This is a genomic window from Streptomyces sp. EDA2-14 (assembly GCF_054963755.1).
Window position 1 is genome coordinate 328,266 of sequence record NZ_JBUEGE010000003.1, and the last position, 24,079, is coordinate 352,344.

Annotated in this window: 22 protein-coding genes; 11 read left to right on the top strand and 11 right to left on the bottom strand. The window is 72.3% G+C overall.

Annotated elements, in window-relative coordinates; genetic code table 11:
- Positions 1-27: 27 nt before the first annotated feature.
- A complete protein-coding gene (locus ACY34M_RS11280) occupies positions 28-684 on the top strand; it encodes a DedA family protein (protein WP_462718275.1) in 657 nt (218 codons plus the stop codon).
- Between the two features lie 29 nt (positions 685-713).
- Positions 714-1,382 (top strand): 4'-phosphopantetheinyl transferase family protein, encoded by a 669-nt coding sequence (locus ACY34M_RS11285; protein ID WP_462718276.1) that lies wholly within the window; start codon positions 714-716, stop codon positions 1,380-1,382.
- A gap of 22 nt (positions 1,383-1,404) precedes the next feature.
- Here ACY34M_RS11285 and ACY34M_RS11290 read toward each other — a convergent pair whose 3' ends face one another.
- From ACY34M_RS11290 to rsgA, 3 genes are all read right to left on the bottom strand, one after another.
- A complete protein-coding gene (locus ACY34M_RS11290; RefSeq protein WP_462718277.1) occupies positions 1,405-1,920 on the bottom strand; it encodes a methylated-DNA--[protein]-cysteine S-methyltransferase in 516 nt (171 codons plus the stop codon).
- 8 nt (positions 1,921-1,928) lie between these two features.
- Positions 1,929-3,311 carry a bifunctional transcriptional activator/DNA repair enzyme AdaA gene (locus ACY34M_RS11295; RefSeq protein WP_462718278.1) on the bottom strand — a complete coding sequence of 461 codons (1,383 nt, stop codon included), beginning with the start codon at positions 3,309-3,311 and terminating at the stop codon, positions 1,929-1,931.
- A gap of 196 nt (positions 3,312-3,507) precedes the next feature.
- Complete coding sequence (gene rsgA, locus ACY34M_RS11300) at positions 3,508-4,644, bottom strand: ribosome small subunit-dependent GTPase A (protein ID WP_462718279.1); 1,137 nt, start codon at positions 4,642-4,644, stop codon at positions 3,508-3,510.
- A gap of 367 nt (positions 4,645-5,011) precedes the next feature.
- Between rsgA and ACY34M_RS11305 the strand changes: the two genes are divergently transcribed.
- The 4 genes from ACY34M_RS11305 to ACY34M_RS11320 all read left to right on the top strand — a co-directional run bounded on the left by ACY34M_RS11305 (position 5,012) and on the right by ACY34M_RS11320 (position 9,270).
- A complete protein-coding gene (locus ACY34M_RS11305) occupies positions 5,012-6,259 on the top strand; it encodes an MFS transporter (RefSeq protein WP_462718280.1) in 1,248 nt (415 codons plus the stop codon).
- 139 nt (positions 6,260-6,398) lie between these two features.
- The gene (locus tag ACY34M_RS11310; RefSeq protein ID WP_462718566.1) at positions 6,399-8,318 is read left to right on the top strand and encodes a potassium channel family protein; all 1,920 of its coding nucleotides are present in this window, start codon (positions 6,399-6,401) and stop codon (positions 8,316-8,318) included.
- 158 nt (positions 8,319-8,476) lie between these two features.
- On the top strand, positions 8,477-8,917 hold the full coding sequence (locus tag ACY34M_RS11315; protein ID WP_462718281.1) for a DUF6325 family protein: 441 nt from the start codon (positions 8,477-8,479) through the stop codon (positions 8,915-8,917).
- A 50-nt stretch (positions 8,918-8,967) separates the two neighbouring features.
- The gene (locus ACY34M_RS11320) at positions 8,968-9,270 is read left to right on the top strand and encodes an SHOCT domain-containing protein (RefSeq protein ID WP_462718282.1); all 303 of its coding nucleotides are present in this window, start codon (positions 8,968-8,970) and stop codon (positions 9,268-9,270) included.
- 153 nt (positions 9,271-9,423) lie between these two features.
- On the opposite strand, the gene ACY34M_RS11325 is transcribed toward ACY34M_RS11320, so the two are convergent.
- The 4 genes from ACY34M_RS11325 to ACY34M_RS11340 form a co-directional block, all read right to left on the bottom strand.
- Complete coding sequence (locus ACY34M_RS11325) at positions 9,424-11,139, bottom strand: aldehyde dehydrogenase family protein (RefSeq protein ID WP_462718283.1); 1,716 nt, start codon at positions 11,137-11,139, stop codon at positions 9,424-9,426.
- A gap of 113 nt (positions 11,140-11,252) precedes the next feature.
- The gene (locus ACY34M_RS11330; RefSeq protein WP_462718284.1) at positions 11,253-12,551 is read right to left on the bottom strand and encodes an MFS transporter; all 1,299 of its coding nucleotides are present in this window, start codon (positions 12,549-12,551) and stop codon (positions 11,253-11,255) included.
- A gap of 97 nt (positions 12,552-12,648) precedes the next feature.
- The gene (locus tag ACY34M_RS11335) at positions 12,649-13,584 is read right to left on the bottom strand and encodes a TauD/TfdA dioxygenase family protein (protein WP_462718285.1); all 936 of its coding nucleotides are present in this window, start codon (positions 13,582-13,584) and stop codon (positions 12,649-12,651) included.
- A 151-nt stretch (positions 13,585-13,735) separates the two neighbouring features.
- The gene (locus ACY34M_RS11340; RefSeq protein ID WP_462718286.1) at positions 13,736-14,338 is read right to left on the bottom strand and encodes a TetR/AcrR family transcriptional regulator; all 603 of its coding nucleotides are present in this window, start codon (positions 14,336-14,338) and stop codon (positions 13,736-13,738) included.
- Between the two features lie 117 nt (positions 14,339-14,455).
- Between ACY34M_RS11340 and ACY34M_RS11345 the strand changes: the two genes are divergently transcribed.
- Both ACY34M_RS11345 and ACY34M_RS11350 read left to right on the top strand, forming a co-directional pair.
- A complete protein-coding gene (locus ACY34M_RS11345; RefSeq protein WP_462718287.1) occupies positions 14,456-15,064 on the top strand; it encodes a TetR/AcrR family transcriptional regulator in 609 nt (202 codons plus the stop codon).
- 26 nt (positions 15,065-15,090) lie between these two features.
- Positions 15,091-16,728 (top strand): acyl-CoA dehydrogenase family protein, encoded by a 1,638-nt coding sequence (locus ACY34M_RS11350; RefSeq protein ID WP_462718288.1) that lies wholly within the window; start codon positions 15,091-15,093, stop codon positions 16,726-16,728.
- Between the two features lie 23 nt (positions 16,729-16,751).
- Here ACY34M_RS11350 and ACY34M_RS11355 read toward each other — a convergent pair whose 3' ends face one another.
- Positions 16,752-18,005 (bottom strand): hypothetical protein, encoded by a 1,254-nt coding sequence (locus tag ACY34M_RS11355; RefSeq protein ID WP_462718567.1) that lies wholly within the window; start codon positions 18,003-18,005, stop codon positions 16,752-16,754.
- 285 nt (positions 18,006-18,290) lie between these two features.
- On the opposite strand from ACY34M_RS11355, the gene ACY34M_RS11360 reads away from it, so the two are divergent.
- Entirely contained in the window at positions 18,291-18,863 is a 573-nt protein-coding gene (locus ACY34M_RS11360) for a DUF6069 family protein (protein ID WP_462718289.1), read from the top strand.
- 255 nt (positions 18,864-19,118) lie between these two features.
- Positions 19,119-20,285, top strand: coding sequence for an alanine--tRNA ligase-related protein (locus ACY34M_RS11365; RefSeq protein WP_462718290.1), 1,167 nt, complete (start codon positions 19,119-19,121; stop codon positions 20,283-20,285).
- A 27-nt stretch (positions 20,286-20,312) separates the two neighbouring features.
- Here ACY34M_RS11365 and ACY34M_RS11370 read toward each other — a convergent pair whose 3' ends face one another.
- Positions 20,313-20,762: an Lrp/AsnC family transcriptional regulator gene (locus ACY34M_RS11370; RefSeq protein WP_462718291.1), complete on the bottom strand. Its 450-nt coding sequence runs from the start codon at positions 20,760-20,762 to the stop codon at positions 20,313-20,315.
- Positions 20,763-20,904: 142 nt separating this feature from the next.
- Between ACY34M_RS11370 and ACY34M_RS11375 the strand changes: the two genes are divergently transcribed.
- Positions 20,905-21,942: an asparaginase gene (locus ACY34M_RS11375; protein ID WP_462718292.1), complete on the top strand. Its 1,038-nt coding sequence runs from the start codon at positions 20,905-20,907 to the stop codon at positions 21,940-21,942.
- 4 nt (positions 21,943-21,946) lie between these two features.
- Here ACY34M_RS11375 and ACY34M_RS11380 read toward each other — a convergent pair whose 3' ends face one another.
- Positions 21,947-23,269 (bottom strand): radical SAM protein, encoded by a 1,323-nt coding sequence (locus ACY34M_RS11380; protein WP_462718293.1) that lies wholly within the window; start codon positions 23,267-23,269, stop codon positions 21,947-21,949.
- Between the two features lie 65 nt (positions 23,270-23,334).
- Positions 23,335-24,015, bottom strand: a complete 681-nt coding sequence (locus tag ACY34M_RS11385) for a pyridoxamine 5'-phosphate oxidase family protein (protein WP_462718294.1) — start codon at positions 24,013-24,015, stop codon at positions 23,335-23,337.
- Positions 24,016-24,079: the final 64 nt, after the last annotated feature.

The window sequence follows — 24,079 nt, forward strand, 5'->3', positions numbered from 1 at the left end:
CGTCCACGCTGGAGAGACAGAGCGCGCATGAACTCCCTGACCCTGGCCGCGGCGGCGGAACCCACCGGCGGCCTGGCCGGCTGGGCGGCCGACCTCATTGGCGCGCTCGGCGGCCCCGGCGCCGGTCTCCTGATCGCCCTGGAGAACCTGTTCCCGCCGCTGCCCAGCGAGATCGTCCTGCCGCTGACCGGCTTCGCCGCGAGCATGGGTTCGATCACGCTGCTCTCGGCGATCGTGTGGACGACGCTCGGCTCGGTGGCCGGCGCGGCGGTCCTCTACTGGATCGGCCGGGTCGTCGGCCGCGAGCGGATGTACGCGCTGTGGCACCGGATCCCGCTGGTGAAGGTCTCCGACCTGGAGCGCACGGAGGCGTGGTTCCAGCGGCACGGCACGAAGGCGGTGCTGCTCGGGCGGATGGTGCCGATCTTCCGCAGCCTCATCTCGGTCCCTGCGGGCGTGGAGCGGATGCGGCTGCCGACGTTCCTCGCGCTGACCGCGGTCGGCTCGCTGGCGTGGAACGCGATCCTGATCCTGGCCGGGTACTGGCTGGGCGACCAGTGGCATCTCGTGGAGGAATACGTCGGGGTGTTCTCGACGGTGGTGCTCGGGGCGGCGGTGGTCGCGCTCGTGGGGTACGTGGTCGTGCGCTGGCGCGGCCGCAGCCGCGAGAAGCACGACGTGTGAGGGGACGAGGGCTTGAGGGGGACGCGGGAATGAGTGTGCGGGAGCTGCCCGCCGCGGGGCCGGTCGCGCTGTGGCTGGTCGGGACCGCCGGGGACGCGGCATCCGGCGCGGCCCCGGCGGGGGTCCTGGACGCCGAGGAGTCGCGGCGCGCCGCCGCGTTCCGCTTCGACCGGCACCGGGTGCGCTACGTCGCCGCGCACGTGGCGCTCCGCGGCATCCTCGGCGAGCGGCTCGGCCGTGCCCCCGGCGACGTACGGTTCACGCGGCTCGCCTGTCCCGGATGCGGCGGGCCGCACGGCCGCCCCGCCCTCGCGGACGTTCCCGGGCTGCACTTCTCGCTCTCCCACAGCGGGGACCTCGCCCTGGTGGCGGTGGCGTCCGCGCCGGTCGGCGCCGATGTGGAGGAGCTGCCGTCGGCCCAGGTCGCCGACGAGCTGGCGGCGGTGCTGCACCCGCGCGAGCGGGCGGAGCTCGCGGAGCTGGACGACCCGCAGGAACGCCGGTTCGCCCTGGCGCGCGCGTGGGTCCGCAAGGAGGCCTACCTGAAGGGCCTCGGCACGGGCCTGGCGCGCGGCACCGAGCGCGACTACGTGGGCGTACGGGCCGACTCCCCCGGCACGCCGGACGGCTGGTCGCTGCGCGACGTGCCGGTGCCGGAGGGGTACACGGCGGCGGTCGCGCTCGGCCCGGAGACGTAGCCGCCGCGCTCGCGGCGGGACCTCAGCCCCGGAGGGAACCCTCCAGGGTCAGCAGCCGCACCTTGCGCTCCAGGCCGCCCGCGTACCCGGTCAGCGAACCGTCGGCGCCGATCACGCGGTGGCAGGGCCGCAGGATCAGCAGCGGGTTGGCGCCGACCGCGCCGCCGACGGCCCGTACGGCGGCGCGCGAGGCGCCGATGCGGGCGGCCACTTCGCCGTACGTGGTGGTGGCCCCGTACGGCACGTCTTCGAGCGCGTCCCAGACCCGCCGCCGGAACTCGGTGCCCTCCGGCTTCAACTCCAACTCGAATTCCTTGAGTTCACCGGCGAAGTACGCGGCGAGCTGCCGCTCGGCCTCGGCGAACCGCCCGGGGGCGCGCACCCATCCCTCACCCACGGTCCGGCCGCCCTTCTGCTCGGGGACGGAGAGGGAGGTGAGGGCGCCGGACGCGTCGGCGGTGAGCAGCAGCTCGCCCAGCGGACTGGCCACGTTCGCGTAGTACACGGTCCCGGTCTGAGTCTGGGGCTGGGTCTCCACGGTCTCTTTCACAACTGTCCTTCTACGATGAGGTGTTGACGCGCGTACGAACGCCAGGGGCGCCACGCGTCGTCGGCGGTGAGGTCGTCGGGCACGCCCACGTCCGGGTCGCCGAGGGCGCGCAGGCGGATCAGGGCGGCGGTGTGCGGGCGCATGCCGGGCAGGGCGCGCAAGGTCGCTTCGGCGGCGTCGCGGTCGGCGCCCGCGTCGAGGCGGAGCGCGCCGGTGTGCAGGGCGCGGGCGAGCGCGCCGAGGGTGCCCGGCTCGTCGGCGAGGTCGAGCGGCGTGGGGAACAGGCGGTCGACGGTTCCGCTCGGCGCGTCGAGCCGCTTGCCGTACCGCTCGACGAGGCGCGCGGACTCCTCGGGCCCTGCGACGAGGCGCAGCGCCAGTTCCTCGGGGTCGGCGGCGCCGGGTGAGCGCAGTCCGGGCCGGGCGGCGACCAGCGGGGCGAGCCGCGGGTCGTCGGCGAGCCGTTCGTCGATCGCGTACGGGTCGGCGTCGAGGTCGAAGAGGCGGCGCAGGCGGCCGACGGCGGTGGTCAGGTCGCGCAGATCGGTCAGCTGTATCCGCGCGTCCAGCCAGCCGCCCCGGTGCTCGGCCTGCGCGCCGGACTGTTCGTGGGTGGCCTCGTCGACGCGTACGACACCGGTGCCGTACGGCAGCCGCAGCGCGCGCCGGAAGGTGCGGGCACCCGGCCTGCCGGTCAACTCCTCGACTCCGTGGAGGAGTTCGAGCGCGAGCAGATCGAACACGGGCCCGGCCTGATAGGCGCCCCGGTGGGCGAGCCGCAGCGGGATCCCGGCGGCGGGGGCCGCGGCGCGGTGCTTGTCGGGGGCGTCGGCGCGCAGTTGCGTGGGGGTGCGGGCGTAGACCTCGCGGATCGTGTCGTTGAACTGGCGGACGCTCGCGAAGCCTGCCGCGAAGGCGATCTCCGTGATCGGCAGCGGGGTCGTCTGGAGCAGGACGCGCGCGGTGTGGGCGCGCTGGGCGCGGGCGAGGGCGACCGGGCCCGCGCCCAGTTCGGCGGTGAGCTGGCGCTGCACCTGGCGGGCGCTGTATCCGAGCCGGGTGGCGAGCCCGCCGACGCCCTCGCGGTCGACGATCCCGTCGCCGATGAGCCGCATCGCGCGGCCCACGACGTCGGCGCGCACGTTCCAGTCGGCGGAGCCCGGTACCGCGTCGGGGCGGCAGCGGCGGCAGGCCCGGAAACCCGAGCCCTGGGCCGCGGCGGCCGTGGCGTAGTACCGGACGTTGTGCCGCTTGGGGGTGACCGCGGGGCAGCTGGGCCGGCAGTAGATCCCGGTCGTCTCGACAGCGAAGAAGAACTCCCCGTCGAACCGCGCGTCACGGCTCCGGACGGCTTCATACCGCGTGTCTTCATCGGTCATCACACGTCAAGTGTGCCGTGCCGCGGGACACCCGGCTGGCGGAAATCGGACGGGGCGCTGCGCGTGGCTCGACCGGGCGGTGGCCGACGTTCCGGTCACCAGCGGCCTGCGTCGGGGTGCCGCCTTGCCCACCCTGCCGCCCAAAGCTGAGTGGCATCGAGCCCCGGGGCGTTGGCCACGGGGCTCCGCCAGGCCGTCAGCGGACGGGACCCCGTTTGGCCTGGAGGGCGGCGCGGCCCTGCGCACCACGCTGCTTCCACACCTTCCGCATCTCGGCCCGCAACCTCGCATCGGTCCGCGCCGCAAGCCGCTCGTTCTCCCGCAGCAACTTCCGGTAGCTGTCGAGCCGCCGCTGATGCAGCGTGCCGTCGTCCAGCGCGGCAAGCACCGCGCAGCCGGGCTCGACAGTGTGCGCGCAGTCGTGGAACCGGCAGTCCTCCGCCAGCGCCGCGATCTCCGCGAAGACCTGCCCGACCCCGCCCTCGGCGTCGTACAGACCGACCCCTCGAAGCCCCGGCGTATCGATGAGCACGCCCCCGTCCGGCAGGGCGAAGAGATTGCGGGTGGTCGTGGTGTGGCGCCCCTTGCCGTCCATGTCACGGACGGCCCGCACGTCCATGACGTCCACCCCCATCAGCGCGTTGGCCAGCGTCGACTTCCCCGCCCCGGACTGACCGAGCAGCACGGACGTACCGCCGGCGACGACCGCCCGCAGCACCTCCGTCCCGTCCCCGTCGTGCGCGCTGACGGGCAGCACCTGCACGCCGGGCGCGGCCGCCTCGACGTCGGAGACGAGGTACGAAAGCCCGACCGGGTCAGGGACGAGGTCGGCCTTCGTCAGGACGACCAACGGCTGCGCACCCGATTCCCAGGCCAGCGCCAGGAACCGTTCGATCCGCCCGAGGTCGAGCTCGGCGGCGAGCGACACCGCGATGATCGCGTGATCGACGTTCGCGGCGAGGATCTGCCCCTCGGACCGCTTGGAGGAGGTGGACCGCACGAAGGCGGTGCGGCGCGGCAGATACTCCTGGACGTAGCGGGGATCGGCGCCGGCCGGGTCGACGGCGGCCCAGTCGCCGGTGCAGATGACCTTCATGGGGTCGCGGGGCACGACGTACTCGGTGTCGGCGCGCAGGACGCCGTCCGCCGTGACGAGGTCGCACTGCCCGCGGTCGACACGGACGACCCGGCCGGGCAGGAGCCCCCGCTCGGCGTACGGAGCGAACTGGGACTCCCAGCCCGCGTCCCAGCCGTACGGGGCGAGCGGATGCGACGAAGCCGAACCCGAACCCGAACCCGAAAGAGAAGAGCTCGGAAGAGAGGAGGAAGACAAGGGGTGACCCTTCACATGGGTGGCCCCGGCGGCGCGCACTCGGGCGCGCAAGAGAGTGTGGTCAGCCGGCGGCCACAGAGGTGGACTTGACGAACTTCCGGATGCGGGCAGCGCCCGTCGCAACCACAGCCATCGGTCAACACCTCCTGAATCGCACCACGCCAACGTCGACGGCGACGGCGGCTCGCGGCAGCCGTTCGACCGGACTCGACCATAGCCAGCCGCACCGACGGCCCGCCAGCGAATTTCCATCGACCCCGAGCGTCCCGTATCGCGAGATGACCGTCTCGACCTACAGACATAACACTTGTAGCCTGCATACATTCGGAGCCCGAAGGTCGAGGACAGGAACAAGAGAGGAACCCTTATGCGGCGCTGGCTGATCCTCGCGCTGGGCACCGGGGCGCAGACCGTCGCCTGTGTCTTCGTCTACGGACTGCCCTACATGTCCGACGAGTTGCGCCGCGACGGCTCCCTGAGCCTGAGCCAGGTCGGTCTCGTCGTCGCCTGCCCCACCGCGGGTCTGGTCCTCGCCCTGGTCGCCTGGGGCGCGCTGGCCGACCGCATCGGCGAGCGCGTCGTCATCACGACAGGGCTGACGGCGACCGCGGCGCTCCTCGCCCTGGGCACCCAAGTGACGGGCCTGGTCCCGCTGAGCCTCCTCTTCGCCCTGTCCGGGGCCGCCAGCGCCTCGGTGTACGCGGCCAGCGGCCGCCTGGTGATGGGCTGGTTCTCCGCCGAGGAGCGCGGCCTCGCGATGGGGATCCGGCAGACGTCGACGCCCCTGGGCATGGGCGTCGCGGCGCTGTCCGTCCCCGGACTCTCGGAATCCTTCGGAGTGCGGGGGCCGGGGGTCTTCTGCGCCGCGCTGTGCGCCCTGTTCGCCTTGCTGGTGGGCGCCCTGGCGGCCAACCCCCCGCAGGACAAGCCGACTTCGGGGGCCAAGCCCGAGGAGCGGTCGGGCAGTCCCTACCGCAACCCTTCCCTGTGGCGCATCCACGGGACGAGCGCCCTGCTGTGCGTCCCCCAGTTCACCGCGGGCGCCTTCGCCCTGGTCTTCCTGGTCGACGTACGCGGCTACGGAGCGGTGGCGGCCGGTCAGTTGCTCGCCGTCGCCCAGGTGCTCGGCGCCCTCTCCCGCGTGGTGGCGGGCCGCTGGTCCGACCGCGTCGGCAGCCGCGTACGCCCCATGCGCCAACTCGCCTACGCCACGGCCGCGGTGCTCTGCCTGACCGCGCTGGGCGCCGTGTGGCCCACGCCGGCCTCGGACGCGCTGCTGGTCATCGCCTGCGGGGTCACGGCGAGCACCAACGGCCTGGCCTTCACGGCGGTCGCCGAACTCGCGGGCCGCTCCTGGTCCGGCCGCGCCATGGGGGTCCAGAACACCGGCCAGAACCTGACCGCCTCCCTGACCCCGCCCCTGATGGGCGCCCTGATCGGCGCGACGGGTTACGCGGCGGGCTTCGGACTGGCGGCGGTCATCGCGGGTGTCGCGGCCCTGGCCGTGCCCGTCGCACCGGGGCGTGGCACCGATGCCGCCACCGGCCACCGACCCGGCCGGACCGTCGCGGGAGCACCGTCCTCATCCACCCGCCACCGCTCTTTCACTCGGTGACCCCCTGAGTCGGTGGACGACACACACATCGAACACGCACCATGACACGGTGTCACTTCCCCACCAGCCACACCAGGCCGACCAGTCCCAGCCGTCTCACCAACCGCAGCACCCTCAACAGACGCCCCTGCCCCGGCACATGGTCGTCTGCGGCGACGACGCTCTGGCCGAGCGGCTCGGCAACGAGCTGCGCGAGCTGTACCGCACCCAGGTCACCATCGTCGTCCCGTCGACACGCCCCGAGGGCACGCCCGTTCAGGAGGGCGGCGGCCGGATGCGGGCCGCCGCCCTGCTGGGCCGGGTGCAGTCCGCGATGGGCCGGTTCACGCCGTCCGACGGCGACTCGCTCGCCGGGCAGACGCCGCGGGTCATCGAGGCCGCGGTGCTCAGCGAGGACACGCTGACGGAGGCCGGAGTGGCCCGGGCGGACGCGCTGGCCCTCGTGCACGACGACGACGAGACCAATATCCGTGCCGCGCTGGCGGCGCGCCGGCTCAACCCCCGACTCCGCCTCGTCATCCGGCTCTTCGACCGCAAGCTCGGCCAGCACCTGGCGGGGCTCCTGGACCAGGCGGCCGCGCTGGCGCAGCCGGAGCTCGCCTCGGAGGCCTTCGACTCGTCGACGACCATCCTGTCCGACGCGGACACGGCGGCGCCCGCGCTCGCCGCGACCGCCGTGGCGGGCAGCGGCAAGATCGTGCAGACCGACGGGCTGCTGCTGCGTGCCGTCGAGCGCGCTCCGCGCGGCCGGAGCCGGGCCGCCGCCCCCGGACTGTGCACGCTCGCGATCCTGTCGTCGTCGAACAACGACCCGTCGGACACGGAGGGTTCGGACACCTCGGGGCAGGAGGAGCCGATCCTGCTGCCGGACGACGAGGAGGTCGGCGCCGCGTTCGGGCGCGGCAGCGTCGTCCTCGACACGGTCACCCCGTCGGAGCCCGTGCTGCCGCCGCGGCGGCTGGCCGCGCGGACACTCCCCCTCGGCCAGCTGTTCTCGCGCCGGGTGCGCTGGTCGCTCGCCGTGCTCGCGATCTGCGTGCTCGGTCTGGCACTCGCCACCTGGGCGACGACCGAGCCGAGCCCGCTGCGGGCCGGTTATCTCACCATGCTCGACCTGTTCGCCATCGACGAGCCGGCGATCGGCGAGCCCGCGGCCCGCCAGATCATCCAACTCCTCACCGGTTTCGCCGGGTTGCTGCTGCTGCCCGTGCTCATGGCCGCGGTCCTGGAGGCCATGGGCACCTTCCGCTCGGCGTCCACGCTGCGCCGCCCGCCGCGCGGCCTGTCGGGGCACATCGTGCTGCTCGGCCTCGGCAAGATCGGCACCCGCGTACTGGCCCGGCTGCACGAACTCGGCGTCCCCGTGGTGTGCGTGGAGGAGAACCCGGAGGCCCGCGGCGTGCCGCTGGCCCGCCGCCTGCGCGTGCCGACGGTCATCGGCGACGTACGCGACGAGGGGGTCCTGGAGGCCGCCAAGGTGAACCGCTCGCGCGCCTTCCTCGCCCTCACCAGCCTCGACACCACCAACCTCGAGGCCGCCCTGTACGCCCGCTCGGTCAAGCCGAACCTCCAGGTGAGCCTGCGTCTGTACGACGACGCCTTCGCCACCGCCGTCTACCGCACGCTGCGCGCCGCCCACCCGCTCGCCCTGACCCGCAGCCGCAGCGTCACGACCCTCGCGGCGCCCGCCTTCGCCGGGGCGATGATGGGGCGCCAGATCCTCGGCGCGATCCCGGTCGAGCGCCGTGTGCTGCTCTTCGCCGAGCTGGAGGTGGCGGGCCATCCGCACCTGGACGGGCGTACGGTCGCCGAGTCGTTCCGGGCCGGTGCCTGGCGGGTGCTGGCGGTCGACTCCACGGCGCCCGGCGAGCGGCGGACCGATGCCGGGGCCGCGCCGGAGGAGGACGAGTCGGCCCCGGAGCCGGGGCCCGTCTGGGAGATGCGGCCCGACTACGTGCTGCGGCCCACCGACCGCGTGGTCCTCGCCGCCACCCGGCGGGGGCTCGCCGAGCTCCTGGACTCGCAGCCGCCGTGCTCCACGTATGCGCCGCATCAGTGAGCCGGGACGCCGGGCCCGGTCTCGCTGTAGTCTCGCCCTAGTATCCGTTTCATCCGATTGATCAGGTTCGCCTGATTTTCCTGGCTCGCCTGATTTACGTGGTTCGTATGCGTCACTCGATACGGAAAGCTACGGAAACCTAGGGAAGGTGCTCGCTCGTGGCCAGTGGCCTCAATGCCGACACCGTCGGTCCGGTCGACGTCGCCGTGCTCGCCTTCGACGGCAACCGGTTCAACGGCGAGATCGCTCCCGCACTGCGGGACCTGCAGAAGGACGGGACCGTCCGCATCCTCGACCTGTGCTTCATCCGAAAGGCGGCCGACGGGTCCGTCGACGTCGTCGAGCTCGGCGACCCCGAGGTCACCGAGGTGTTCCAGCAGGTCGCCGACGTGCGCTTCGACCTGCTCAGCGACGAGGACCTGAAGACCGTCGCCGACAGTCTTCGGGCCGAGTCCTCCGCGCTCGTCCTGGCCTGGGAGAACACCTGGGCCGCCCGGCTCGGCGCGGCCGTGCGCGACTCCAAGGGACAGGTGCTGATGCTGGAGCGGATTCCGCGAGGGACCGTCGACGAGGCCATCGAAGCCCTCGCCACGGCCTGACAACCCCGACGTCACAAGAGCGTACGAAGAGAACGAAGAGGACGGTCAGCATGCCGCAACGATTCGGACGGCCCGGACTCCTTGGCACCATCGCCCGCACCGCGGCGATCTCCGCCACCGGCACGGCCGTTTCCCGTGGGGTCAACCGGAGGATGTCCGACCGTGAGATGCGGCGCCAGATGGACGCCGGGGCGGCGTACCAGGCGCAGGCGGCGCCCGCGCCAGCGCCTGCTCCTGCCGCCGGTGGGACGGATCGGGTGTCGCAGCTTCAGGCGCTCGCCGAGTTGAAGGCGCAAGGGGTGCTCACGGAGGAGGAGTTCGCGGTGGAGAAGGCGCGGGTGCTCAACGGGTGAGGGGGCGCCGGCCGGCCCACCGCCCCACACGGTGGGCCGACCGGAGTTCTGTTGCGGCGCTCCGTTCCTGCGCCGCGGGGCTCTGCCCCGGACCCCGCGCCTCAATCGCCGGCGGGGCTGGAAGGATTCGGGGCCAGGGGCTTGATGCGCCGGTCAGCCGCGCAGTGCCGACGCGAAGATGGCCGGGAGCTTGGTCGGGGACGGGTTCGTCGTGTAGTCCGTGAGGCGCTTCATCGTCGTCAGGCCCGTGCGGTTCGTGACGTAGAACGGGGGGCGCGGGGAGAGTGAGGGCGAGCCGGTGAACAGGCCGCGCGGGGACGGGGCGAACGGCGCGCGCACCACCGTCTTCTCGATGTCCTCCAGCATGAACGCGTTGTGCACGAAGCCGATTCCGCTGCCGATGTCCTTGCGGTCGTTGCCGGGGAAGGCGCCCCACGGGGTGTAGCCGAGCAGGAAGCCGAAGGCCGACCAGACGTTGACGCCCAGCGTGCCGTAGCGCAGCCCCGCGATCGCGTCGGAGACGGCGCCCGCGTGGGCGCGCTCCGTCTTCGGGTGGACGATCAGGGTGGCGCCGAGGGTGCCGGGGAGCCTGTCGTTGGCGAACTCGGTGGCCGCCGCGAGGAAGTGGGGCGCGTCGGCGCCGGGGAGACCGACCACGCCGAGCGCGCTGGCGAACACCTCGTCGGTGAGCATGACGTCGTCCATGCCCTCGATCTCGGGGACCAGGACGCGGCAGGAGTCGTCGATACCGAGCTTCTCGGCCTGCGGGTGGGCCTCGGTGACCTTGCCGACGCGGTCGGCGGCGCCCGGGTAGTAGTCGGGGCGCGCGGGCAGTGCGCGCAGCACCTTGCGGATCTCGGCGAGCAGCTTCTCGGTGCCGTCCCACTCGCGGGGGACGACGAGGACCTGTGTGGCGATGCAGTTGTGGCCCGAGTTGTTGAGCTTGCTGGTGACGATGTGCTCGGCCTGGAAGCGGAAGTCGGCGTCGCTCCACGGGCCCGGCGCCACGATGCAGGGGCTGACGCCGCCGAGTTCGCTGGTGAACGGCTTGTCGTTGAGCGGCGTGTCCGCGGCGCGGCGCTCCTGTGCCTGCTCGTCGGTGCCCCACACGATGGCGTCGTGGGTGCGGTCGCTGCCCGTGACGTGGATGGTGTCGATGTCCTCGTGCTGGGTGAGGTACGCGCCCTCGGCGGCGCCGCCGTCGACGAAGCGCACCCAGCCGCGGTCGACGTACTCGGCGAAGACCTTCTCGAAGTGCGGGCGCAGATAGGCGTTGACGGGGTTCATCTTGGCGATGACGACCTCGCCCTCCGCGTACAGCTTCTGGAGGATGTCCAGCGGGGTGATCGCGGCGACGTTGCCCGCGCCGAGGACGAGCGCGACGGTCGGCTCGGCGGCGCGGCCCCGGTACTCCCCCGCCGCGCGGTCCAGGACCTGCTCGCGGGTGGTGCCGGGCAGCGTCCACACCTGCGCCGTGAAGCCGTTGAGCAGCAGCCGGTCGGTGGCGACGGTCGGGAACACGTCGACGACGGTGCGGCCCTCGTGGCTGCGGACGGACTTGGGGTCGACCGGCTCCTTGCCCGCGGCGAGGCGTCGCAGCACGTGCAGGTAGGCGGTGATCGGCTGGGCGAGGGCCCACGGCGCGGTGATCCAGTCCTCGGCGGCCCACGGGGAGGTCTCGGCGTAGCCCTTGGCGGCGGCCGCGTCGGCGACCATCGCGGCGGCGCCCTCGGAGATCCGCGGCAGCGTCCGCTCCAGGAGCGCGATCCGCTCGTCCAGCGGGGTCGCGGTCCAGGACGCGGCGTGCTCGCGCAGGTCACGGACGGCCTGGTCGAGCGGTGAGGTGTCGAGTGCGGCTGCGGCGCTCACGGTCAACTCCTTGGTACGCGGGTGGGGGTGGGTCGAGCGGGGAGGGGCTGTTCCTTGAGGCGATCATGCCATTCGGCGTAACCGCCGGTAAGGGCAGGCTGGATGACGCATGCTCACCCGGTCAACCGGGCGCGATCGCGTTCCGGGTCGATCAGGGCGAACGCGAGCACGGCGCCGACCGCGACGAGGACCCCGGTCACGAGCACGGCGTGCTGGTATCCGGCGTCGCCCTGCGCGTCGACGAGGGCGCCGACGACGGCGGGCGCGAGCAGTCCGGACACCGTGACGAGGGCGTTCATGAGACCGAGGGCGCCACCGCCGCGGGCGGGCGGGGCGAGTTCGGCGACGGTGGTCGCGGCCACGGTGGCGTAGGAACCGCTGAAGCCGAAGCCGAGGGAGACGAGCACGGTCTGCGCGGGCACCGAGTCGACGAACGGTACGAGGAGGCAGCAGACGGCGCCGACGGCGAGCATGCTTCCGCCGACCCGTCCGCGGGCCGTGCGGCTGCCGACGCCGCGCCGCATGAGCCGCCCGGTGAGCGCGGCCTGTCCGAGCAGGACGACGGCGCCGACCGCCCACGGCGCGACGATCAGCCTGCTCGCGGTGGACGCCGAGTAGTCGAGGGCGTTGCGCAGGTACGAGGGCATCCACACCAGCATCAGCGCCACGGACCAGTAGCTCATGAAGTAGGCGAGGGTGCTGCCGATCCAGGTGCGGCTGGCGAAGATCTTCCGGTACGGGACGGCGGGCGCGCCGTCGTCCACGGCCCCGGTGGACTTCGCGGCGCGGGTCCGCGGGCTGTCCGCGCCGAACAGGGACCACAGCACCGCCCACACCACGCCGATCCCGGCGAGCACCCACAGCGCCGAGCGCCAGCCGTGGTGCCGGATCACCCAGGACAGGCCCGGCGAGGAGACGATCACGCCGAGCGTGATGCCGATGGTGATCAGCGCGCCGGGCAGGTTCCGCCTGTCGTCGGGGAACCAGGACAGCGTGGCCTGCTGGGCGACGGGGAAGGCCGGGCCCTCGGCGGCGCCCAGGAACACGCGCGAGCCGATGAGCACGGCCAGTCCCCCGCCGATCGCCGCGGGCACCTGCGCCACGGACCACAGCACGGCCATCACCAGGAGCAGCAGCTTCGGCGACACCCGGTCCGCCGCCATCCCGACGACGATCGCGGCGACGGAGAAGAGCAGGAAGAACGCGCTGTTGGCGAGCCCGAACCGGGTGGCGCTCAGGTGCAGATCGGCGCGGATCTCGTCGGCGGCGAGGCCGAGCACGGACTTGTCCGCGAAGTTGACCATCATGAAGACCACGAGGAGCGCGGTCACCGTCCATGCGCGGGCGCTGCCGCCACGGGTGACCTCGGCGTCCCCCGCGGGCTGCTGGGACAGGGTCGGTGCCGCGGTCATGGAGCCTCCTGGAGGAATGGGCAGGGGTGGTGGGGGAACCGGCCCGCACCACGGCCGGCGTGCGGTGCGGGCCGGGTCGGGCCGGGTCGGGTCCGGCTCAGGAGAGCGGCACTCCGGCGATGGCGATGCGCTCCATGACGCGCTTGGCCGGGAAGTAGTCGTTGACCGCGTAGTGCTGGACGGCGATGTTGTCCCAGATCGCGATCGAGTCGGGCTCCCAGTGGAAGCGGATCTGGAACTCGGGGATGCGCGCCTGGAGCACCAGGATGTCGAGGAGTTCGCGGTTCTCCTCCTCGGACAGGCCCTTGATGTACCGGGTGAACGGCTCGTTCACGTACAGCGTTTTGCGGCCGCTGCGCGGGTGGCGCACCACGACGGGGTGCTCGACCTCGGGCCAGTCGGCGCGGAAGGCGGCCTTCTGCTCGCCGTTCATGAGCGCGCCCCAGCTGGCCTCCCAGTCGTGGACGGCGACGAGGTGCTCGATCCGCTCCTTGAGGTCGTCGGGGAGGTTGTCGTAGGCGGCGCCCATGTCGCACCACATGGTGTCGCCGCCCGCGGCGGGCACCTCGACGGCGCGCAGCACGGCGCCGAGCGAGGGGTTGGCCATGAACGAGTGGTCGCTGTGCCAGATGTTCTTGTTGCCCGCCGCCTTGGCGTCCTTGGCGAGCCGGGACAGGCCCACGGTCTCCGTCTTCGGGAAGAACGGGTTGGGTTCGGGCTCGCCCCAGACGGCCGAGAGGGCCAGGTGGTTCGCGGCGTCGAAGCCGCTCTGCCCGCGGAGGAAGATCACCTTCCATTCGAGGAGCGCCCGGCGCAGTTCCTCGGCGAGGTCCTCGGTGATCGGCTCCGTCAGGTCGACGCCGCCGAGCACGGCTCCGAAGTGCGGGGTGAGCGGATCGACCTCGAACAGCTTGCAGGCCGCCGGTTCCGCGCCCGGCGCGAGCCGGTCGAGGACGCGGCGCCCGTAGCGCATCAGGGGCTTGTCCAGCACCGGCCCGGGGTTCTCGACGGGGGCCGTCGCGACGTCGTGCATGGGGGGTCCTCCCAACAGCGAACGCTGATTACGTAACCGGCAGTATCGATATTGGAACGCGACGGGGCAAGGGCTCAGAGGTAATGGATTTCAGGAGAGGGTCACGCGACTCACGGGACGCGCGGGCTCACGGCTCACGGGACGCGCGGGCTCACGGCCGCACTTCGACCGACCTGCCGATCAGGTCCACCACGGACTCGACCAGCTCCTTGTCCGGCGCCCGCATCTCCGCGACGAGCCGGAAGATCAGCGACGAGGCGATCAGGGTCGTGACGTCGACGATCGGAACGTCGGGGCGTACGTCGCCGCGCGCGATGCCGCGCTCCAGGACGTGCCGCGTCTCGCTCGTCACACGCGTCACGTACGACTGGAACGCCTCGCGCCCGGCGCCCGCCTCCGACGCCGCGCTGATCACACCGGCGAGCAGCCGGCCGACGCCGGGCTGCCGGTACGCGCGCACCCGCTCGAAGAGGACAGCGCGCAGCTCGGCCCTGAAGTCCCCCATGTCGGGCACCGTCAGGGCGCCGACGCGGGACTCGGCAGCGGCGATGATCAGGTCCTGCTTGGTCGGCCAGCGCCGGTACATGGCCGGCTTGCTCACCCCGGCGCGGGTCGCCACGGCGTCCATGGTCAGCGCGCCCATGCCCTGCTCCGCCACCAGCTCGACGACAGCCTCGAGCACGGCTTTGGTGACGTGCTCCTGCCGGGGCCGCCCCGGCCCCCTGCGCGCTTGCTGTCCCTGGTCATCGGCCATGCCGAGACCCTACAGCGGTGCGGATCCGGCCAGTTCGGCCGTAGAGGACCCCCGGAGGACCGTGGAAGACCGCGGAGGACCATGGCGTGAAGCTCTGAATGGTGGTTCACTGCTTGCATGGCCTACCGCAAGCCCCCCGCCGAGATCCAACGGCTCGAAGCAGCACGCGAGCACCTGGTCACCTGCGCCACCTCCGTCGTCGCCGAAGTGGGCTGGGCACAGGCGTCCGTGACGGCGGTCGCCGACGCGGCCGGGATCGCGGCGGGCTCCGTCTACCAGCACTTTCCGTCGAAGTCGGCGCTCGCGGTGGAGGTGTTCCGGCGGGCGGCGGCGCGGGAGGTGACCGTGGTCGGCGAGGTGCTGCGCGGGGACGGCGACCCGGTGCTCCGGCTGCGGCGCGGGGTGGAGGTCTTCGCCCGGCGCGCCCTGGAGAACCGCGGCCTCGCCCACGCCCTGCTCGCCGCGCCCGCGGATCCGAGGATCGGCGCCGAGCGCCTCGACTACCGGCGCCGCTACCACGCACTGTTCGCCGAAGTCGTGGACCAGGGCATGGCGGCGGGCCTGCTCCCGAAGCAGAACAGCGAGATCACCGCCGCCGCGCTCACCGGTGCGATCGGCGAGGTGCTCGTCGACCCGCTCGCCGCCCACGACGAGGCCGCCACCGGCGAGCTGATCGCCGAACTCACCGCGTGCGCCCTGCGCTGCGCGGGCGCACCGACCGTCTGACCCGTACGCATGGGAGGAGCCCACTGATGCACTCGAACCCCTCGGTGACGCACGAAGTGACCAACCAGGCACCGCCGTTGACCGGTCACGACGCCGCGGACGACCCGGTGCTCCTCGAAGGCGTACGCCGCGAGGGCGCCGAGTGGCACCTCGACGCACTGCACGGCTTCGGCCGCTACGTGGGCAGCGAGGAGGCCCGGCTCTGGGCCGAGCAGGCCAACCGGCACGAGCCGGAGCTGCGCACCCACGACCGCTACGGCAACCGCGTCGACGAGGTCGACTTCCACCCCTCGTACCACTCCCTGATGAGCGCGACGGTGGCCGCGGGCGCGGCGGGTTCCGCGTGGGCGGACGAGCGGCCGGGCGCGCACGTGGCCCGCGCCGGCACGTTCATGCTCGCCACCATGCTGGAGCAGGGCCACATGTGCCCGGTCTCCATGACGTACGCGGTGGTGCCCGCGCTGCGCCGCACGCCCGAACTCGCCAAGTTCTACGAGCCGTTGCTCACCAGCACCGTCTACGATCCCGGCCTGCGCACCCCGGCCGGCAAGCGCGGGCTGCTCGCCGGGATGGGCATGACGGAGAAGCAGGGCGGCACGGACGTGCGCGCGAACACGACGGCCGCGGTCGAGCAGGCGGACGGCACGTGGCGGCTGCGCGGCCACAAGTGGTTCACGTCGGCGCCGATGAACGACGTGTTCCTGGTCCTCGCGCAGGCACCGGGCGGCCTGAGCTGCTTCCTGGTGCCGCGGGTGCTCCCGGACGGCAGCCGGAACACGTTCCGCATCCAGCGCCTCAAGGACAAGCTCGGCAACCGCTCGAACGCGTCCAGCGAGCCGGAGTTCGACGACACGGTGGCCTGGCTCGTCGGGGACGAGGGCAAGGGCGTGCGCACCATCATCGACATGGTGACGATGACGCGGCTCGACTGCGTGCTCGGCTCGGCGGCGCACGTCCGCGAGTCGCTGGCGCAGGCCGCGCACCACTCCCGCCACCGTTCGGTGTTCGGCGCGAAGCTGATCGACCAGCCGCTGATGCGGAACGTCCTCGCGGACCTGGCCCTGGAGTCGGAGGCGGCGATGACGCTGGGGCTGCGACTCGCGGGGGCGGCGGACCGGGCGCAGCGCGGGGACGCGGGCGAGCGGGCCTTCCTGCGGCTTGCCACCGCCGTGGGCAAGTACTGGGTGTGCAAGCGGCAGCCGGCCGCCGTCGCGGAGGCCCTGGAATGCCTCGGGGGCAACGGTTATGACGAGGCGTCAGGCATGCCGCGCCTGTACCGCGAGGCGCCGCTCAACGGCATCTGGGAGGGCTCAGGGAACGTCAACGCCCTCGACATGCTGCGGGCGTTGAGCCGCGAGCCGGAGTCGTTGGAGGCGTTCCGGGCGGAGGTCGAGGCGGCGTCCGGGGCGGACGCGCGGCTGGACGCGGCGTGGCGTGGGCTGCTGGCCGAGCTGGCCTCGCCCGAGGACGCGCAGCTGCGCGCCCGCCGGGTCATTGAGCGGGCGGCGCTGGTCCTCCAGGCGTCCCTGCTGGTGCGGCATGCTCCGACGGCGGTGGCCGACGCGTTCTGCGCTTCGCGTCTGGAAGGGGATCGGGGGCTGGCGTTCGGCACGCTTGCGCCGGGGGTGGACTTCGCTTCTGTGCTGAGCCGTCTCCCGGCCTGACCCCCGCGTGGTCGCGGTCCCGGTCACGACGACGCCCGGTCGGCCGCCAGGAATTGGACCACCGCCAGCAGGAACAGCAGGCACAGCGCGATGCCGACGACCACCCAGCCCGTCGGGTACGACCACAGCAGGTAGACCAGGAGTGCGGCCGCGATCAGGATCCAGACGATCCACTTGCGGTGGCGGCGTACGAACGGGCCGACCGGGCCGGTGCGGAAGCCGGCCCGGTCCGCGGTGAGGCGCGCGGCGTCGATGCCGGAGGTCCACAGACCGCGCACGAGGCCCGCCCGTCTGCCGCGCCCGGTGAGCCACGCGCCGAGCGCGACGACGACGCCGAGCGCGACCACCATGCGGACCATGGTGAACAGGAAGTGCGTCATGGTGTCGTAGACCGCCGCTGCCGCGTCCTGCGAGACGTCCGCGGGCAGCCGGTCGAGGTAGAGCACGCGGAACACGCGGAGCCCGATGCCGAGCAGACCGCAGCTCACGGCGGCGGCGAGGGCGGCCGCCACGAGCGCCCTTCGGCGGCGTACGGCGAGCAGGACGCCCCCGGCGACGAGGACGAGGGCGACGACGGGCAGCCAGTTGCCCGCCACCTGGAGCAGCCGCAGATACGTCTTGGCCTTGCCGATGTTGTCGTTCCTGACGAGCGTGAGCTCGGTGTCGACCTCGGGGATCTTCCCGACGACGGTGAGGCCGGAGTCGACGAGGCGCTGTGTGACCTGGTCGACGACGGGGCCGAGGTCGAGGGTCACGGTGTCGCCCTCGACGTTGACCGATCCGTCGCCGCTGCCGGTCAGCACCTTGTCGAGGGCGCCGTGGGCCCTGCGGTTGGTCTGCTTCCAGACGGTCTCGAAGGCGTCGGAGGCGGCGACCTGCCGGGCCTTGTCGTGGACGAAGCCGCGGACCGCGCCTTCGAGGGAGTCGCCCAGCTTGCCCAGGGACTTCTCCACCAGCGGCCGGTCTTCGGTGGGCACCTCGGAGAGCAGGGACCGGAGGTCGATCCGCCGCATGATCGCGTCGGTGGCCCGGTCCGCGACCGCCTGCTGGATGTCGGGGTTCGAGGCGAGCGGGCCGACGGTGGCGACGTAGCGGTCGGTGTCGCCGACCGTGTCGGCCGCCCATGACGCGACGATGCCCAGCGGCGCCAGAACGCACCCGATCACGATGAGTACGACGGCGAGGGCCGAGCGCCCCCGGTGGCGCCCGCGCTCGGCCTCCAGCTCGGCCACCCGGCCCCGCAGCCGGGCGAGTTCGGCCTGCTCGGCCGCGTCCATCGGCGCCGTGTCGTCCGCCGCCACCGTTGCCTCCTCTTTCAGCACGCTCGATCGCACGCTCGCGCGCACTGTTGTGAATGCCAGGGGAACCGGCGGGCCGCCGCCGGGCGAGACGGACGGCACCGGACGGGTGACGCATTCCGAAATGCGGGAGCGAAAAGGGCGGGCGATACTGCACCGACGACGCTCACCGACGAGGAATTCGAGAAGGCGAAGGCAGCACTGTTCGCCTGAACCCCACCGCCCCCGGTAAACGCACCCGGAAACCAATCGGAAAGCCTCATCGTGGAACCACAGAATTCGCCCTACGGCCGGCAGTCCTACGAGCAGTCCTACAACCAGCAGCAGTACGGCCAGCAGTCGTACGAGCAGCCCTACGGCCAGCAGGGCTACGGCCAGCAGTACGGTCCGCCCGACCCCGGCTACGCGCCCGAGCCCCGCCCCCGCCTCGACGCCGGAAAGCTGTGGGCGGGCGGGCTCATGACCGCCGGTGTCGCCGCCCTCACGGCGGTGGTCGCCCTCCTCCTCGTCCGCGGTGTGCTCGGCGTCCCGGTGTTCTCGCCGGAGGGCGCGGGCCTGATGGGCAACGCGACGACCGGGGCGCTCGCGGGCAGCGCGGCGGTGGCTTCGCTCGTCGCGACCGCGTTCCTCCACCTGCTGATCGTGGCGACGCCGCGGCCCGAGCGGTTCTTCGCCTGGATCATCGGGCTCGCGACCGCGGTGATGGTGCTGCTGCCGTTCACCACGGGCCTGACGTGGCAGGCCAAGCTGGGCACCGCGGGCGTCTACCTCGTCATCGGCATCGCCATCGGCTCCCTGCTGTCCTCGGTGGCGCGGGGCGCGGTGCGCCGCTACTGAACCGCCACCACCGCGCGGCCCGGAAAATTCCTGGCCGCTTTCGGCACGGGCGCGTTATCGTCGACGTATGAACGTCATGCGCCGCAGTTTCAGCACCGCGACCGCGCGAGCGACCAGCTCGCCGGTTGCCGCCGCCTGACGTATTCACCTTTCCACCGGCGACCGGAAACGGCCGCCGGTTTTTTTGTTTGCCGCACCATGCCCCGTCCGGCCGTTTTCCGTGTCTCCCGCTCCACCACGCGAAGGAGTCACACCATGCGCACCGACGACGTCGTCCGGACGTTCACCGAGTTCTACGAGGACCGCGGCCACCGCCTGATCACCGGTTCGACGCTGCTGCCGCCGCCCGGCGACCCGGTCCTGTTCACCACCTCCGGGATGCATCCGCTCACCCCGTACTTCGACGGCCGCCCCCATCCGCTGGGCCGACGGCTCGTCAACGTACAGCGGTGCCTGCGGACCACGGACCTGGAGGAGGTCGGCGATCCGACGCATCTGACGGTCTTCGAGATGCTCGGCACCTGGTCCCTCGGCGACTACGAGGGGCCGCAGAGCCTGGAGTGGGGGTACGAGCTGCTCACCGAGGGCTTCGGCATCGATCCGCGGCTGCTGTACGTGACCGTGTTCGGCGGCGACGGGCGCTCAGGGCCCGACACCCTGTCGCGGGAGGTGTGGGAGCGGCGCGGGGTGCCGGTCGAGGAGACCGTCGAGGACAACTGGTGGTCCAACGGGCCGACCGGTCCGTGCGGTCCGGACTCGGAGATCTTCCTGTGGACCGGTGACACCCCGCCGGAGTCGACACCGACCAGGGACGAGCGCTGGGTGGAGGTGTGGAACCACGTGACGATGCGTTACCGGCGTCTCGACGACGGCTCGTTGGTGCCGCTCCCCCAGCGCAACGTCGACACCGGGCTCGGCCTGGAGCGCCTGTCCTCGCTGCTCCAGGGCAAGAAGTCCGTGTTCGAGTGCGACGTCTTCGATCCGTGGCGGCGGCTGCTGCCGGGGCTGTGGCCCCTGGACGAGTCGTCGTTCCGTGTCGTCGGCGACCATCTGCGCTCGTCCGTCGTGGTGATCGGCGACGGGGTGCGGCCGTCGAACACCGGGCGCGGGTACGTGCTGCGCCGGCTGATCCGGCGGGTGCTGACCGTGCTGCGCCGCGAGGATCCGAGCCGCACGCTCGGGGACCTGCCGGTCGAGCTGATCCGGCACACCCTCGACCACTTCCGCCAGGACCTCGACCCGTCGACCGTCCGCGAGGTGCTGCTCGACGAGGAGCTGCGCTTCGACCGGCTCCTGGAGCGGGGCCGCAAGGTGCTGTCGCGGCCGCGGTTCTCGGGCCCGCTGGACGAGGACGACCTGCACTATCTGCACGACACGCACGGGCTGCCGCGCGATCTGGTGCTGAGCCTGCGGGAGCAGTAGCCCCCCCTGCTCCCAAGGGGCTGCCGACTAGACCGGCAGCCCCTTCGGCTCCTTGATCCGCTTCATGATGATCTGCGAGTTCACCTCGGTGACCCCGTCGAGCGCGGTGAGCCGCTCGATCCACAGCCGTTCGTACGCGGCGAGGTCGGCGACCGCGATGCGCAGCAGGCAGCCGGGGCTGCCGAAGAGGCGGTGGGCCTCGATGACGTCGGGGATGTCCTGGAGGGCGTGCTCGAAGGCCTCGACGGAGGCGCGGTCGCGGCGGACCTCGATGGAGACGAGGACCTCGAAGCCGCGGCCGACGGCTTCCGGGTCGACGATCGCGCGGTAGCCCTGGATGACGCCGTCCTTCTCCAGCTGTCGCACGCGGCGCATGCACGGGGACGGGCTGAGGCCGACGCGGGCGGCCAGGTCCTGATTGCTCAGGCGACCGTCCTCCTGGAGCTCGCGCAAGATATGCAGGTCGATCCGATCCATGGCGCAATCATGCACCACGCTGATGGCGATCATGGGCCAGGATTCGCAATCCGATTGCGCAGATCACGATTTATCCTTGCTGAAGATCGAACATACGCTCCCCACGCGCGCGGGAGTGCCGACTACTCGCGAGGCAGGTCCCATGGCACGCATCACCCTCATCAGCACCGGAGGCACCATCGCCAGCCGCTGGCAGGGCACCGGCTACGCCGCCGACGCCGGCGGGGACGCGGTGCTGGCCACGGCCGCGCTGCCGGAGGGTGTCGAGGTGAACGTCGTCGACCTGTTCAACGTGAACAGCTCGCGGATGACGACCCAGCTCCAGCTGACGCTGCTGCGCACGGTGCGCGAGGTGCTCTCCGACCCGGCCGTCGACGGCGTGGTGGTCACCCACGGCACGGACACGCTGGAGGAGTCCGCGTTCCTGCTCGACCTGTACCACGACGACCCGCGCCCGGTCGTCTTCACCGGCGCCCAGAAGCCGCTCGGCCAGGCCGAGGGCGACGGCCCGGGGAACATGTACGACGCGCTCCAGGTCGCCGCGCACGTCCGGGACCTCGGCGTGCTCGTCGCCTTCGACGGGAAGGTGCACGCGGCCCGCGGCACCGTGAAGACGCAGACCCTCGCGGCCGACGCCTTCGCCGACCCGTCCGCGGGACCGCTCGGCCGCCTCGGCTTCGGCCGCGTCGACGTGCGCCACAAGCCGAGCCGCCCGGCCCCGCTGCCGGAGCCGCAGGCGGGCGCTGTGATGTCGGAGATACCGCGCGTCGACATCGTCATGCACCACAGCGACGCCGACGCCACGCTCTTCGACGCCGCCGTCGCCGCGGGCGCGCGCGGCATCGTGCTCGTCGCCACGGGCGCGGGGAACGCGACGCCGGAGCTGGTCGACGCGGTGGAGGCCGCCGTACGCCGCGGGGTCCTCGTCGCCGTTTCTACGCGCGTATCCGCGGGCCCGCTGGCCGAGATCTACACGGGCGGCGGCGCCGTGGACCTGGTGGCCGCGGGCGCCGTGCTCAGCGGGACGCTGCGCGCGGGCCAGACCCGGATCGCCGTCCTGGCCGCGCTCCTCGACGATGTCACGCCCGCGGGCAGGACCGACCTGCTGCGCCGGCTGATCGACGCGCCGGCCCCGCTGCCCGCCGGAGCCGAGGCGTCCGGCGGGCAGGCGGCGGCGTAGGGCCTCAGAACTCCACGGCCTCCTGGTTGGGCGCGAGGCTGTCCATGAAGGAGCTGACCGAGAAGACGGCCCGGCCGGCGCCCGACGGGCCGTATCCGGGGGGCGAGGAGAGCCCGTGCTCGTCCATGGCGTTGCGGTACGCGTCGAGCAGCCGGATGTGGTACTCCAGCGGCGCGCCGTTCGGGTTCTCCTTGCCGAGCGGCGTCGTCGGCTCCGGGCACCACGTGGTGAAGCGCGGCGTGATGCCGTTCGACATGAAGAAGTTCAGGCCCTCGGTGGTGGAGGCGATGGCCTCGTCGACCGTCTTGAAGCCGAAGGGCTCGGCCATCTCGACGCCCGCCACGAAGTTCGGGATCACGTTCCGCGCGCCGAAGACGTCGCGCGATTCGAGGATCCGCTTGTGCCACTCGTCACGGCCGACGTACCGCTCCTTGCCGGGGCAGTACATCTTGAACAGGTACTCGTCCCACACCTCGAAGTTGGGGTGGTAGATCTGCACCCCGTAGTCCTTGAAGCGCTGCACGTCGTCCTTGGGCAGCGCCTGGGCGACGACCTTGCCGATCCAGCGGCCGGGGAAGTACTCCTCGATGGCCTTGGCGTACCGACCGTAGAAGTCCGCCTCGTCCAGGCCCTGGACCTTCGACGTGATGGCGCCGCCGGTGAGGGTGTACGCGGTGGACGTCTTGCCGGTGTCGTACTTGTTGATGATCTCGAGGGCTTCGAGGACCTCGTCGACGTCCTTCACGCCCGTGTACGGGCGGCCCGCCGCCTTGTGCTGGCGCCAGTTGTGGTTGATGTCGCAGTACTGGCACTCCTCCTTGGCGCCGAAGTACTGGCACACGCGGAACGCCGTCAGGTAGATCAGGTAGCCCCACTGGATCGTCGGGGCCACCTCCATGACCGACTTCCCGTTGGAGAGCTTGTGCCGGTAGTACTCCGGCATCGGCGGCACACCCACGTCGGAGATCCGCTTGCCGTCGAGGTACAGGCCCAGCATGCCGTCCTCGTTGGCCGCCACGCGGTACGGCGAATTCGGGTTCACGCGGACCGACACGACCGTGCGCCGCAGGTCGTAGGGGCCGCCCGTGAGGACGATCTCCTCGGGCGGGCGGCGCAGCGCGGCCTCGCCCAGCTCGGGGAGCGTGCCGTGGTCGAACGAGAAGATGAAGTACGACTTCGGCTTGACCTCGCCGTCCTCGTTGTCGCTCAGCGCCGACGCGTCGAAAGCGACACCACCCCGCAGCAGGTCCTCCTTGAAGACCGCTTCCTTCGGAACGTGCGGGAAGCGCTCCATCAGGTCCTCTACCAGCGCCGTACGGCTCTGCATCCCGTTACTCCTCGACCCTCTGCTGTTCTACGGTTCGACTCCTCACGGTACGCCCCGGCCGCAGGTCAACCCTGACGGGTCCCCGCCCTGGCCACGATGTGGGCTGGCGCGGTGATGCCGACGGGCAGCAGCGGATCGGCCGTGGGGGCGCCCCAGCGGGCGCTCAGCGGCAGGGTTCCGGCCCACAGACCGAGCCCGGCATCGGCGGAGTCGCCGTCGTCGGGCGCGCCGGAGCGGATCTTGACGGAGGCCTCCTCCAGGGACAGCGCGAGCAGCGTGGTCGCGGCGAGCTCCTTGCGGTTCGGCTGCCGGGCGTACGTCCACTGGCCGGGCGTCGCGTGCTCGGTGAGCCGGCGCAGCCCCTCGCGCTTCTCGTCCTCGTCGGTGATCGTGCGCGGCACACCGTGCACCATCGCGCTGCGGTAGTTCACGCCGTGCTCGAACACTGAGCGGGCGAGGACGAGCCCGTCGACGTGGGTCACGGTCACGCACACCGCCGCGTCCGGGTCCGCGGCGAGGCTGCGGCTCGCGACCGACCCGTGCACGTACAGCCACCGCTCGTCACGCCCGTAGACGGTCGGTACGACGACGGGGGCGCCGTCGACCAGCACGCCGAGATGGCACACGAAGCCCGCGTCGAGGATCGCCTCCAGGTCGGCGCGGTCGGTACTGCCCTGCTCCCGCAGCCGTCGGTGCGTGGTCCGCTCGGTCTGCGGGAGGGTGCGTGACAGGTCAGTGTACGTCATGCGCAGGCACGCTACTCCCGCGTAATCACCGGCAGTTCACCGGTGTCCCTGTCACGGGGAGGCA